General features: G+C 56.8%; 5 protein-coding genes. 1 reads left to right on the forward strand and 4 read right to left on the reverse strand.

From position 1 onward, the window contains the following. The first annotated feature begins 86 nt into the window (after positions 1-86). Positions 87-1,130, forward strand: a complete 1,044-nt coding sequence (locus tag ACS4NR_RS09805; protein ID WP_456019885.1) for an LLM class flavin-dependent oxidoreductase — start codon at positions 87-89, stop codon at positions 1,128-1,130. Positions 1,131-1,324: 194 nt separating this feature from the next. Here the strand turns inward: ACS4NR_RS09805 and ACS4NR_RS09810 are convergent, their stop codons facing one another. The 4 genes from ACS4NR_RS09810 to ACS4NR_RS09825 form a co-directional block, all read right to left on the reverse strand. Beyond that, positions 1,325-1,690 carry a hypothetical protein gene (locus tag ACS4NR_RS09810; RefSeq protein WP_247268984.1) on the reverse strand — a complete coding sequence of 122 codons (366 nt, stop codon included), beginning with the start codon at positions 1,688-1,690 and terminating at the stop codon, positions 1,325-1,327. A 237-nt stretch (positions 1,691-1,927) separates the two neighbouring features. Next, positions 1,928-2,212 carry a hypothetical protein gene (locus ACS4NR_RS09815; protein ID WP_115984953.1) on the reverse strand — a complete coding sequence of 95 codons (285 nt, stop codon included), beginning with the start codon at positions 2,210-2,212 and terminating at the stop codon, positions 1,928-1,930. Between the two features lie 275 nt (positions 2,213-2,487). Further along, positions 2,488-3,036 carry a hypothetical protein gene (locus ACS4NR_RS09820; RefSeq protein ID WP_456019887.1) on the reverse strand — a complete coding sequence of 183 codons (549 nt, stop codon included), beginning with the start codon at positions 3,034-3,036 and terminating at the stop codon, positions 2,488-2,490. Beyond that, on the reverse strand, positions 3,037-14,703 hold the full coding sequence (locus ACS4NR_RS09825; RefSeq protein ID WP_456019888.1) for a two-partner secretion domain-containing protein: 11,667 nt from the start codon (positions 14,701-14,703) through the stop codon (positions 3,037-3,039). Between the last annotated feature and the right edge of the window lie 22 nt (positions 14,704-14,725).

Below are 14,725 nucleotides of genomic sequence, written 5' to 3' on the forward strand. Positions count from 1 at the left end.
GATGTCGATTGATCCAGTGCTTTCGGGAGCAAGCCCCCTCCCACACAGTTTTGTAGCCTCAACAATAAAAGATCCGAGGAAGCGTCATGAAATTTTCCCTGTTCATCCACATGGAACGCTGGGACGAAAGCGTCAGCCACCGTCAACTGTTCGAAGACCTGACCGAACTGACCCTGATGGCCGAGGCCGGCGGTTTCAGCACCGTGTGGATCGGCGAACACCACGCGATGGAATACACCATCTCGCCAAGCCCGATGCCGCTGCTGGCCTACCTCGCCGCCAAAACCACCACCATTCACCTCGGAGCCGGCACCATCATCGCGCCGTTCTGGCACCCGCTGCGGGTCGCTGGTGAATGCGCGCTGCTCGACGTCATCAGCAACGGACGCATGGAAGTCGGCCTGGCGCGTGGCGCCTATCAGGTTGAATTCGATCGCATGGCCGGCGGCATGCCCGCCTCCAGCGGCGGCCAAGCCCTGCGCGAAATGGTCCCGGTAGTCCGCGCCCTGTGGCAAGGCGACTACGCCCACGACGGCGACATCTGGAAATTCCCGACCTCGACCAGCGTGCCGAAGCCGATTCAGAAGCCCAACCCACCGATGTGGATCGCCGCCCGCGACCCCGACTCGCACAACTTCGCCGTGGCCAACGGCTGCAACGTGATGGTCACGCCATTGATGAAAGGTGACGAAGAAGTCGTTGACCTGAAGAACAAATTCCAGACTGCGCTGGATAACAACCCGGATGTGCCGCGCCCGCAACTGATGGTGCTGCGCCACACCCACGTGCACTCGGCTGACGAACCGGACGGCTGGAAAGTCGGCGCCAAAGCAATCTCACGGTTCTACCGCACCTTCGATGCGTGGTTTGGCAACAAGGAAATCCCAGTCAACGGATTCCTCGCTCCGAGCCCGGAAGAGAAGTTCGCCGGGCGTCCGGAGTTTGAACTGGAGAGCCTGCACAAGACGGCGATGATTGGTACGCCGGAAGAGATTATTCCGCGGATCAAGTATTACCAGCAACTGGGGGTGGATGAGTTCAGTTTCTGGTGTGACAACAGCTTGCCGCATGCGGAGAAGAAGAGGTCGTTGGAGTTGTTTATCAGGGATGTGGTGCCGGCGTTTCGTTAAGTCATTGCTGACTGCCCGCCCCAAATAAAAAAAGCCCCGAGTAGTTCGGGGCTTTTCAGTTCAGCATGCAAATAATCTTCTGGGATATTCCACCGCCAAATTGAGTAGATTTGTGGGGATCCCTCAGGGTCTGTCCCCATTTATCACAGGTCCACCTTCATAGAAACAATTGAAACCCGGCCTAATAATTTCAATCACAAAAACACTTTCCTAACAGTGTCCATATCAGACTGGATGATCTCTAATTCTTTATCATCAACGCCGATCTCTATAAGACTCTCAACGCTGCACTTTTCGTACGTATCTGCCAAAACCTCCAACATATCAATCGCGTATTGACTTTCCCTTGACAGCCTTAGTCCACGACGAATGCCTTCCAAATAAATAGCAGTCTGAAGAACAGCGTTAGCGCCAGGAGCATCCTTTCGCATAAGACGCTCCAATTCATCTTGAGTATACGCAAACGCTTGTTCCGGACGAAAACCAAGCTCATCAATCGCGTAGCTATAGTTCCCTGCAACCATAGCTCTAGCCTGACTAAACATACTATCGACTCGCATATTCAATTTTCCACTGTCAATACATTCAATTGAATTTTTGAGGGTTAACGGGGACAGACCACATTTTCGGAGTGCTTTCTAAACGTGGACTGTCCCCATTTACCTTTATTGCATTACCTATTGCCCTAAGTAGATAGAACAACACCGGCGCGAGGCCGGTGCAATTCAAATCACTTTTACAGCAAACATCAATATAGGTTATGCAATCGAGGCTAGGCAAAATGTCTAAACATCAAGTTATGGATATATGCCGAGCCGCTCAAGCTCAGAGAAAAAATACTCCATACCTTCCCGCACGCTATCTGTATCTTTCCTTATTACAACATTATTACTTGTCGACATATTTAAAACAAAAGTATAAACATTACTCTCTCTTTCACCATCCACCTTAAAGATGAAAAAACCCTTATTTTTCATCGCCACCAACTCTAGTATTTGAATAAACTCCTCTAGCCCGACGCTATTCATACTTGGCGAACCGAAACGGGCTGCATACTTTTCAGAAAGCTCATAGAAAGACATTAATCCAGCCCTCTTAATGCTTTTGAAATATCTTGGACATTAGTCAGTTCCCCTGTCGCAACTTTATCCACCACATTCCAAATAATTTGTTTTGGCGTGAGAAAACGGGGACAGACCACGTTTCTTAAATAAATTTCAAAGCTGTGGCCCGTGCCCCTTTATCTAAACGTGGTCTGTCCCGGGTAAAAAGGGGACAGACCACAAGGTTAACGGGGACAGACCACATTTTCGGAGTGCTTTCTAAACGTGGTCTGTCCCCATTTACCTCATGCATTTCACTCCTGAAAATACTCATGAAAGGCATCGATGATTTTATCCAGAATCTCATAATTACCTTTCAGGCTTCGAAACTCTTCGGAACTTATCAAGTTTTCGCGAAGGAACTCAGAGAACTCCAGATGACTGCCACCCGAATTTAAAGCCAATACGCCATATTCTTCGCACGCACTTTCAAATGCCAACCAATCACAATCCAGATTACCGATAACCATTGGGTAATCGACGGTTCCTTTGAAAAAATCTAGAAATCCAGCACTTAAATTTTCAATATCTTCCTCAAGGCTCTGACCATCTAATACATAGTAGGCGCCGTTTTGTGGCTCGCCAAACAGGACAAAAACTTTCGTTGAAAAAGTTTCATAGCTCAAGCGGACCAATTTGTGCAAGACGTCAATGGAGCTCAGCAGCGGCCTTTCAAAAAAGTAATACTCAAGCCCGGCACCGCGAAAAACCATCGCGGGCAGATCTTTTTTCAGTTCAAGACGATTCGATAGTATTTTCGCTATCCGACTCGCCTCATTTAAATCGGTCTTTGACAGGCCCATTTACTTACCCTTGAATCGGATTTTGACAATCGTTTTTTTGATTCCTGCTATATCCAATGACGCGGAAGGCTCTTTCGTCGATGTTGACTCTGGGTAAAACCTGTAGGTTCTATCCCCCTTGGTCAGAATTGAAATTCTGCCATCCTTCGAAAATGTTTTATCGTAGCCATTGGCTTCCAGCATTTTTATCGCCTCGGCAGGAGTAGTGAAAGCATCGATTTGGCCTGAGCTATTTCGTGTCCATTTCGGCACGAACTCCACAGCAGTTGCAGAAGCAGGACTTCTTCCGATAAGCAGGATCCCTGCAGCCATTTGCAACTCAGTCATCAACGTCGCCCGCTCATGCAACGTTAACGGCTGACCTGCCTGTTGATCCAACCAACTAGTATCTTTTGCCCACTGGTCTGCCAGCGCCATTTCGCTTGGTGTCAACCAGCCCTCTGCCAAGTTTTTTGCAAAGGCCATCTGTTTGTCAGATGTAAACAAGGCCCCCCAACCATCGACGCCTTGCGATGGTACAGCTATCGAACCAGGATTACCCGTAAGCAAACCCGGCATATCGTAAGCAACGTTCCGGCGAAGAAAATTCAGCAGATCCTTGGCGACCGGAGTATCCAGCGACACGGCACTGCTCTGGATTTCTTCAACACATGCCCGACTTTTGCAATCATTGATTGCCATCGAACGTTGGGCGGACAGATCCTCATACTTCGTGATGATGTCGCGGATCGTTTGCGCACTACAACCAGCAGTTGATCGACATCCCTCAAGCTCTTTGAGCAATCGTTCGGCGGACGGATGGTCAAGATTGTTGTACTGGGTTGCATTGGCTGTCACAGCAGCAGCAGTGGACGCATCCCCACCTGTAATTGCAGCCGTCAGTACTCCAACCAACTGCGAGGCTGCCAGTAACTTGTTTATCCCTTGCTGATAAACCGCACTGTTCTTGTCAACACCTACCGGCAACAGTTTGTCGGCCAGAAAATCAACCAGCGCCTCATTCGCCCCCGCTGCAATCGCACCGGTGCGGAAATCGCCACCCATCGCTTCGGCCATCAAACCGCCCAGCGCGGCATGCATCACAACCTTGGTGACTTTGCCTTGGTCAAATACGGTGATATCACCAATCTTATTAGCTGCAACCGCGCCACCGATGGCAACGACGGAGCCAAGTGCTGAAGAAACCAGGTTGTCCTGAAGACTCCCGCCCATGATCGCCGTTTTCGCCAAGGCATCAAACGTCGCCTTCATAGCTACGCTCTGGACACTGTCCAGATCGAAGTTCAGATCTGTGGGGTTGTATCCGAACTTCGAGGCAATACCTGCCGTGATTGCAGCAAAAACGTAACTTTTGAAACTCTCCGAAGAGATCACATCCTTGAAGGTATCGCCCAAGTTGCCCTTGTTGTTGATTGCACTGGTAGCAGCCTGCCCTACCGCTGCAGAAAACGCCGCCGTGGCTGCCGCAGATGCAGCCGCGGCAATGGTAGCAGCCGTAGATGCGGAAGCACCCGCAGCGATTGCCGCGGACGAAGCCGCTTGACCTGCAGTAGCCCCTATCGTCGCGGCTGTTCCGGTTCCTGCTGTCAGCACAGAAACAATGATGACCACCGCCAGCATCGCTGCCGGCCCCATTCCGGAGTTGCTGTATTTGAACGATTCGTGGGTTTCCTTGACCATGCGCCAATCAACATCACCGCGTTTCTCAGCGTCTTTCAACCAGGCAAGCCCCGGGTCTGCTTTGACCATGGCGTCGATCGTTTGACTGACCGACTTTTGGTTGATGTCGCGCAGGTCGATATTCAAGCCGTCAATAGCATTGATTACCAGATTGCCATTGGCTGTGAGTTCGGTCTGACGCATTGTTTCGTCGGTATTCCCTCGACCCTTCGCAGAACTCCAGACCGAGCTTGAACTGCTCTTCTCGTGACTCTCCTGATGCAGATCCTTGACGCCTTCGAAAGTAACGGAGCCGCCACTGGTGATGGTCAGATCATTGCCACTGTCCAGTTTGGCGGCCTGATAATGTTGATCGCCATCACTCACCAGTACCATGTCACCACCCGAGGTGATCACACTGCCAATGTTGTCGACCTTGGTCACCTCATCACGCTTGGTCTTACTGGAGCCGAAAGAGCCCTTTTTCTTCTTGTCGTACAGCGAGTAATCAGTGTCCTGGGCCGCGAGAATATTTAGGTTGTTACCCGCTACCAGATACGCCTCGTCGCCCGCCGTGACCCGGCTGGAGACAACGGTCAGATCTTCGCCAGAACTAAGCGCCACACTGCCGCCTGCCGTCACCCCCGACATGACCTGGCTGACATGATCTTCCTGAACGGTAAGTTTCTTGCTCTTGGACAAAGAGTGCTGTTCGTCCGCCGCAGAACTGATGATCAAGTTTTCGGCAGCGCTCATCGAGACATCGCGCTTAGCATCAATCTGGCTGGCGATCACTGCCAGGTCGCGACCGGCCTGAGCAGTGAAATCGCGCCCCGCATTGACGTTCGCACCCAGTTGAGTGACGTCACTGTTGTTGTGTTTGCTGTCGTGAAATACGCTGTTAGTGACTTGTGTCGCTGCGATATTGAGATCGCGCTCGGCATCGAGATCCATGTCTCGACCGCTTTGCAGCACACCACCGGAAATATTTATGTCGCGGCCGGACATGATGCTCAGGTCATTGGTGGCTTCGATACGTGCAGCGGTATCGGCGAAATCGTGATGCTGAGTACCGAAACGCGTGCTGCTGTCGGATGAAGTAATGCTGCGCTCGTTGATTACATCCCCATTGAGTGTGTTCAGCGACACTTCACGCCCGGTGATGATGCCCCCGGACTTATTGATAATGTCGTTGGTCGCCAACAGATCCAGACGATTCCCAGCCTGAATAAGTCCACTATTTATCAAATTATTACCCGCCGTCGCCGACAGATTATTCGTCGCCTTCAAAGTCCCGACGTTATCCAGGTTTTCACCGGCAATCAGCGTCACATCATTACCGGCAATCAGCGCCCCGGTAGGACCCAGACGACCATTGGCCTGCGCCAGATAAACCACCGGCACCAGCACTTTTTCGCCGTTCACTTCGTGCTCTTCGAGCCAGACGATGTCGTGGGTCAGCGCGGCAACTTGCTGCGAGGTGAGGCCGACGCCTACCGACAGGTTGAGGGCGTCCTTGCTGGCGATGGCGTTGTTCATCAGGTACTTGAACATGCCCTCGTTGGAGGTCTGGCCGTCGATGAACGCCTGGCCGGTGCGGGCGGTGACGGCTTGCTGGATCAGGCGTTGCTCGTAGAGGCCGTCGCCGAGACGCTTGGCGCTCTGGTCGGGGTCGTAGCCGAGTTTTTCCAGCAGGTAGTCGGAGCTCATGAACGACTTGAGGTCGGTCAGCACCGGGTTGGTTTCGATCAGGTATTTGTGCGCGTTGGACGGCGCCTTGGTGTCCGGCAGACCGGTGACGCGGGTCACCGGACGGGTGTCGATCGACTCCTTGGCGTCGTTGCCGCGGTCTTTCATGCCCGGGCCGGCGGCGTTCACCGGCACGTTGACGTCGACCGTACTGGCGACGGCCTGAACGACGCTCGGGGTGCGGTGGAACGTATCCACTGCACGTGTGCTGTCGGAGACTGCGGGCGGTGCATCAATAAAAAGATTACGCGGGCCGCCGCTGCTGCCAGCCACGACGTGAGCTTCCGTGGCGACGGTTTGCCCGCCCACGGTCCAGGTCGGCGCCGGGCCGGTCGTGGCGACTGGCGCGGTATCCGTGGCGCCCTGCCCGCTCAGGCGGAACAGACCGTTATCCCCGGTTGGCAGGGAGAAGCCGGGCAGGGACAACGGGTTGACCTGCTGTTGGGCGAGGTCCGGCGGCAGTTGGCTGTTGATACGAATAACGGTAGTGCCGGTGTTGCCGACGTTGGTGCTGCCAACTTTGTTGGTGCCTCCCGCCGAACCGTAATCCTGATGGATAACGCTGTTTTCCAGTTCCTTGGACGCAGTGATCGAAACGTTGCCACCCGCCTGTATCACGGCGTTGCGACCGGTGTTTGTACTGACGGCTCCGGTGCTATCGACCGCAACTTCAATAACTTTGTCCGGTGTGCGCTGAGTTAGTTGGCTCGGCAGCGCAACCAGATTGTTCGGGTCATACAGCGAATGTTTTGTTTTCTCGAAACCGTAATCCAATCCGGACAATCCTGCGCCATATTTGCGCTGGCTCACGTCTTCGCCGGTTACAGTGTCGTAGAGTGCGGCCCATAAAAACGTCTGACCGAGCTCTCCCCCTTGGCTGAATTCAGCAGACTCAGCATTGGCTTTGCGAACATTGCCTTGCGGATCAAGGTAGTAAACATTTGGAAAGTCAGGGTTGTTTCGCTGGTTGTAAGGCATCACAACGCCGGAGAAAAACCGATCCGTGCCCCCATCGGTCAGACCAAACGAGTAATAGCTCGTGACTTCGATAGTGCCGGTTTTTGCACCAATGTTCTTCAGATTGTCAGCGGTGATATTGATGTTGCCACCGGCCGCCACGGAGCTTTTGCTGTTTAGGAATGTGCCGCCCTGGAACACGAAATCCTTACCAACATTAAGCACGGCAGACGCGCTGGTATCGCTGTCAGTACTTTGGTAGGTCTCGCGAGAAGCGATGAATATGCTGTAGTTGTCCCCGACGCAGTCACCACAGCTACCAGCGATAAATCCTGATATCAGCTTGCGATCGCCCGACATCACCGGACCTTCCGTACGGTTCTCGAAAACATCGGCGTTGATCGCGAACCCACCACCGCTCTCCATCGAACCGGAGATGTTGTAGACCCCAGCAGCCCGCGCGGCGCCGCCGTAACCCTTGATGGTCACATTCCCCAACCCGTAGAAATCACCGTGCTGGTTGGTCAGATTGCCCACACTGAGCGTCATGTCGTTGCCGCTGAAAATCAGCCCGCGATCATTGAGCAACGAAGGCGTGTTGATGTTCAGGTTCTGCGCCGCACCCAGGGTGCCGTAGTTGGTCAAACTACCGGCATTGACGGTCAGGTCTTCACTGGAAGTGATGCGCCCGGCGTTGATGAGTGCCCCACCCACACTGATGGTCGAGGTCGCACCCGCGGCAAAACTGCCGCCCGCGCCGATGTTCATCTGTGCTGCAGAGAGGTAAGTGCCGCGCTGACTCGACAGCCGGCCATTGCCGCTGTAGCCGCCAGTCAACTGCATATCGATCAGGCCATCACTGGCGATCAAGCCGTCGTTGGTCCAGTTGCCGCCACGCACCTGCAAAAGATCCGAGGCCAGCAACTTGCCACTGGCAGTCTGGCTGAACTGCCGAACATTGACGTTCAAACGTCCAGCCTGGATGACACTGCTGTTGTTCCAGGTATCAGCATTGAGTTCCAGCAACCCACCGGTGGTGATGCTGCCACCCGCACCGATCACATTGGCCGTGGCGATTTCGAACTTGCCGCGGCCGACGTGGTTGAGCTGACCGCCGTCATTGAGGAAGTTTCCGACGTTGACAGTCATGTCGGTGTTGGCGGTTTCCAGCACGCCGTTACGGTTGTCGAGTTGGCCACCGATCTGCAAATCGGTCTTGCCCCAGTTGCCCAGCGAACGCAGACGACCATTCTGGTTGTTGACGCTGGCCGCCCTGACGGCGAGTTGCGTGTTGCTTTCAATGACACCCGCAACGTTGCTCAGTGCGCCGCTGAGGCCGAAGTCGATGCGCTCACCGGCAATCTGCCCGGCACCGTTGTCCAGATTGGTGCCGCTGACGCTCACCAGACCTTTGGCATAAAGCACACCGTTGCGGTTATCGAATCCGGCCGTGGTGATGTTCGCGTCTGTCGCTTGCGCGGAGATTCGCCCGCCGTTGTTGTCCAGCCCGGCCAGCGCCGACAGCTTCAGACCCTGTGCCTGAATGATGCCGCCCTGACGGTTGTTGTTGAGGTCGTAGCCATTGCGCAGCACACCCACCGTCCGCGCTTCGAGTGCGCCTTTGATGCTGGACAGGATGCCGCCGCGGTTATCGATGTTGGCAGCGTTGACGCTCACATCACCGTTTTGCGCGATGACTTTGCCGCTCTGGTTGTCGAGATCGCCGCTGACATCGAGGGTCAGGCCGGTTTCACTTTGCAGCGCGCCTTTGCCGTTGCTCAGGCTCGCCGCCTTCAGTTGCAGGGCGGCGTTCTGGCTGTAGATCAAGCCGTCAGCGTTGTTGCGCACTGCGCCGCTGGCGGTGATTTGCAGCAGATCATTGGCGGCGATGGTGCCCTTGTTGCTGTTGTCCAGCGAGCCGGTCGACAGCTCCAGGTTTTTCTTGCTGGCGAGTTGACCGTTCTGGTTGCTCAGATCAGTCACGCCCTTGATCAGCACGGGGCCTGCGCCAGCCAGTCGGCCACCGTTGTTGTTGAGGTCGCCGCTGAGGTTGAGGGTGATCGCGTTGTTGCTGGCGATCTGGCCGCCACTGTTGTCCAGTCGCGAAACCGTGGCGGTGATCGCCTGCTGCGCATTGATCGCGCCGCCGACGTTGGTCAGCGCCCCGTTCAGCGTGAGGACCTGCCCTACTCCGCTGCTCAGAATGCCTTTGTTGCTGTTATCGAGGCTGCCGGCCTTGACCGTCAGGCTGCCCTCGGCGACCAGCGCACCGGCGCCACTGTTGAGCAAAGCGTCCTTGAGCTCGACCGCGACATCGCCGAGCTTGCTGGAGAGTGTGCCGCTGTCGCGGTTGTCGAGGCTGTCGCCGCTGACGCTCAGCTCTTGCCAGCCGGACAGCAAGCCTTTCTGGTTGGTGATCGAGGTGCCACGCAGCAAGAGTTTTTCGCCGCTGATCAACTTGCCGGCGTTGTTATTCACGGCACGAGCGATGACGTCGAAACCCAGTTTGCTGGAGATCTCACCGCGCTGGTTGTTCAGGTCGCGTAGACGCTTGAGGGTCAGCGGGCCTTTGGCGGTGAGCAGGCCGTTCTGGTTATCGAGGTCACCGTTGGCCAGGTCCAGCGTGACGGCTTGGTCGCCCAACAGGCGGCCGCCGTTCTGGGTCAACGAAGTCAGGGTCAGATCGATGTCACCCGCAGCGGAGACTTCACCGCCATTGCTGGAGTCGAGACTGGTCGCGGTCAGCTTCAGATTGCCCTTGCTGTTGATCAAACCACTGTCACGGTTGTTCAGCGCCATCGCATTGAGCGTGACCGCGCTGACACCCAGTAGCGTGCCGCTTTGGTTATTCAGACCGGCGCTGCTGATGTTCAGCGCCTGCGCGGCACTGATCAGGCCGCTGGCATCGTTGCGCAGCAGGCCATCGACCGTGAGTTCAAGATCGCCACGGCTGACCAGACCGCCGTTGCTGTTGTTCAGGCTGCCCGCCCGGACATCGATCGACGCCGCGCCGATCAGGCCCTTGACGTTGTCCAGCGCGTTGGCAATGCGCAGGGTCAGCCCCTGATTGCTCAGGAGTTTGCCGTTGCTGTTGTCCAGGCTTTGCGCGGTCAAGGTGAACGCTTCAGTGCTGGAGATCGTGCCGCCCTGGTTGTTGACGCCGTTGAGTTGCTTGAGCAGCAGAGTGCCGGGCGCGCTGATCACGCCGTTGATGTTGTTCAACTGGCCGTGGTTCAGGTCCAGGCTCAGGCGCGTGTTGCTGAGCAGCTTGCCGCCCTGTTGATCGAAGCCTGTCACCGACGCGGTGAGTGCGCCCTGGCTGCCGATACTGCCGGCATCGGTGTTGGTGACCTGGCCGGCGACGAGATCGAGCGTGTCGGCGCTGCTCAGCGAACCGCTGCTGTTGTCGAAATCACCGGTCGTGACCGTGACCGCGCCTTTGCCGCTGAGAGTGCCCTTCTGCCGGTTATCCAGGCCGGTACTTTTCAGCACGAGGGCGCCATCGGTGACGATCCGTCCGCCCTGGTTATCGACTTTGCCAGTGCTGTCGAGAGTGAGATCTGCAGCGCTGGACAGGCTGCCGCCAGTGTTGCTCAGTTGCGCTGAATTGACGGTCAGCGCGCCTTCGCTGCTGACTTTACCGAGGTGGTTGGTGAAGTCGCCGCTGAGGTTCAGCAGTGTGTCCTGCTGGCTGAGCAATTCACCGCCGCTGTTGTCCAGCGTACGACCTTGCAGCTTCAGCAGCGTGCCCGTGTCGATCAGGCCCTTGTTGCGGTTGAGCAACTGATCGACCGTGAGCGTCAGTGCCTGGCTGGTGAAGATCTTGCCGCCATCGCTGTTATCGAGTTTTTTACCGGTCAGCAGCAGATCGCTGTTGGTGGTGATTTCACCGCCACGGTTGTCCAGCTCATCGACCGTCAGGGTCATGGCCTTGGTCGAACCGAGCAAGCCACTCTGGCGGTTGTCGAAGGTTTCGGCAGTCAGTTTGAGCACACCGGTGGCGATCAGTTTACCGTTCTGGTTGTTCAGGGTTTTGACCTGAATACTGGCATCGGACTTGCCGGCAATGCTGCCCTGCTGGTTGACCAGCGTATCGGCGGTCAGCGTCAGTTCACCGTCGGCGATGAGAGTGCCGGACTGGTTGTTCAAGGTCTTGTCGGTGGTCAGCACCAGGGGGCCACGACTGCTGATCAAGCCATCCTGGTTGTCGAGGCTCACGGAATGGCTGTCGAGTGCCGCCGCCGAAATTACGCCTTTGAGGTTATTCAGCGCTTGAGCAATGCGCAGCGTCAGCCCTTGCTGGCTGATCAGCTTGCCGTTGCTGTTGTCCAGGTCATTGGCGGCGAGGGTGAATGCTTGCTGGCTGGAGATCTCGCCGCTCTGGTTGTTCACGCCATTGAGGTTTTTCAGCAGCAGGGTGCCGGGCGCGTTGATCAGTCCGTTCTGGTTGTTCAGTTGCCCATGGTTCAAATCAAGGCTCAGGTCGGATTTGCTGAACAGTTCGCCGCCCTGCTGATCCAGCCCGGTGACCGATACGTTCAACGCTTGCTGGCTGGCAATCCGGCCAGTGGCGTTGTTGACCTGAGCGGCCTTGAGCGTCAGAGAGGCTTCACTGGTGAGTTTGCCGCCCAGGCTGTTATCGAAGTCACCGGTATCGACATGACTGGCGCCTTTGGCGCTGATCAAACCTTTCTGGCTGTTATCGAGGCTGGCGCTGGTCAGGGTCAATGAGCTGTCGGTGCTGATCGAACCCGCCCGATTGAGCACCGCGCCACGACTGGTTACCGACAATACGCCGGCTGTGCTCAGGCTACCGGCGCTGTTGTCGATCCGGCTGACATTGGCCGTCAGCGTGCCCTCGCTGCTGATAGTACCCTGTGCGTTGATCAAGGCATCGTCGAGGGTAATCACCAGACTGTTGAGACTGTGGAAGCGACCGCCGCTGTTATCCAGGCTGCTGCCGGTCAGCGTGGTTGCGCCCTTGGCGCTGATCAGGCCTTGATTCAGGTTGATCAGTTTCGCCACGGCGAGGCCCAGTTCGGTGCTGGCCAGCAGCTTGCCGCTGTCGCTGTTGTCCAGGCGCTGACCCTTGATGTTGAGCAGCAGACTGCTGGAGATTTCGCCGTTGCGGTTGTCGATGTCGTCGACAGTCAGGGTCAGCGCTTTTGTGGTGCCGACCAGACCGCCATTGCGGTTGTCGAGCGTCTTGCCGGTCAGGCTCAGATTGCCCTGAGCGACCAGCGCACCGCCCTGTTGTTGCAACAGGCCGATGGTCGCTGTCAGATCGTTCTGGCTGGAAATTCGGCCTGCGGCGTTTTGCACTTCGCCCGCGTTGAGGCTGACCGGACCGACCGCACTGATGAGTCCGCCGCTGTTGTCCAGACGTGTACCGGTGTAAGTGATAGCGGCCTTGCCGGTGATCTGGCCCTTGTCGCGGTTGTCCAGGCGGTCGACGTTGAGCGTCAGTTGCTGATCGGCCTGGATCACGCCGGCACGGTTATCCGCGCTATCGCTGCGCAGTGCCAGCGTGGTTTTGCCGATGACTTTGCCGTCGCGGTTGTCGAGGCTGCCGGCTTGCGCATCGATGGCGCCCTTGGCGGTGATCTCGCCTTTGTTGCGGTTGTCGAGTGCGCCGCGCAGACGCACGGTCAGGCTACCGTCGCTGACGAGCACACCGCCATCGCGGTTATCCAGGCTGGCCGCCTGCAGACTCACCAACTGGCCGGAGCCGAGCACGCCATCACGGTTGTCCAGCGCGCCGCTGAGGTCGATATTCAGCCCCAGATCGCCGAGGATCTGACCGCTGCGGTTGTTCACCGTTGCCGCGTTGAGCCGGGTGACGCCGCTGCTGGAAAACTCGCCGTTGCTGTTGTCCAGCTGACCGAAACTACCGGTCAGATTGCCCGAGCTATGGATCACCCCTTGAGTGTTGAATAGCTGATTGGCGGTGACGTTCAGCGTCGCATTGCCGAGCACGCGTCCCGCATTGCGGTTGTCCAGTGTGCCGGTGCTGATCGTGGTGCTTTGACCGCTCAACGTACCGCCCTGGTTGCTCAGGGTTTGCGCGGTGCTGACGGTGAGACTGCGGCTGGCCACCAGGCTCTTGCCAGTGTTGTCGAGACTCTGCGCACTCAGGTTCAGATCACCGTTGCCGTTGCGCCCGCCGTCGGTGTTGACCCCGGCTTCGATAACGCCGCCGTTGGTCAATTGCCCACCGGCACTCAGGGTAATACTGTCGCGGGCCGCGAGGGTATGGCGGTTGGTCAGATTGCCCTGGGTTTGCACGCTCAATGCCGTGCCAGCGTACACCGGACCTTGCGCATCGAGGCTGGCCGCCTTGACGTTGACCGCACCGGTCGCCGAGGTATCGGCCAGACTCAACTGCCCGTTGGCATCGAGCTGAATATCGCCACCACTGGCGATCAGTTTGCCGTCGAGCTTCACCCCGACTCCGGCCTCGGTGCCGACCAGTTTGATCGCCCCGGCGTACATCCCGCCGAGTGCCGAGGAATCGATTGCCAGTTGTGGCTTGGCGCTGCCATCTTCGGCACGGGCGGTGGCATTCAAGGTCTGCGCATTGACGTCGTTGCGCCCGGCAACAATCGTCAGGTTCTGCGCCTGGAGTTCAGCGTTGATTTTGGCGCTACGGGTGATGATTTCGAAGCGATCGACGTTGGTCGCGTTAAGGCCGGCGCCTTCGATGGCCACAGAACCCTGATCAACCTGAAAACGATCCAGCCGGCCCGCACCATCCAGCACCGGTTTGCCGGTGGTCAGCGTCACGCGCGGCGCGTTGATGAAGCCGCAACCGTTGCAAGTGATGCCATACGGGTTGGCCACGATCACTCGCGCCGACTGCCCCGCCACTTCGGTGTAACCGCGCAACTGGCTCGGGTTGCCGCTGATGACTTCGTTGAGAATGGCTTGCGCCGAACCGCTGTTTTTCAGGTTCGGGTTGCCAATGATGTGCCCGGCCAACTGGGTGTTCGAGGTTTGCGCCGAGCCGTTGTTGAGGATGACGCCCTGCGCGCCGACGTTGTAATCGTGGAACTGGTTATGCGAAAGGCCGCTGCCGTTAGGCGTGGCGATGTTGATGATCGGCACGCCATTGCCGGCGCGATCCAGCGAGGTGTTGGGGTTGGCCACTACGATGCCGTCGGCCTGCGCCCACATCGGTTGCCAGAACATGACGTTCGCCAGCAGGAACGCCAGCCCGCGCTTGGGCATGCCCAGAAACGACTCACGGTTTTTCACGGCCGCAGAAGGCTGGCCTGCAAGGAAGGCGAACTGGCGAACATCCATGTCGATGGTCTCGAAGAATTTG

The organism is Pseudomonas sp. JQ36, from assembly GCF_053851495.1.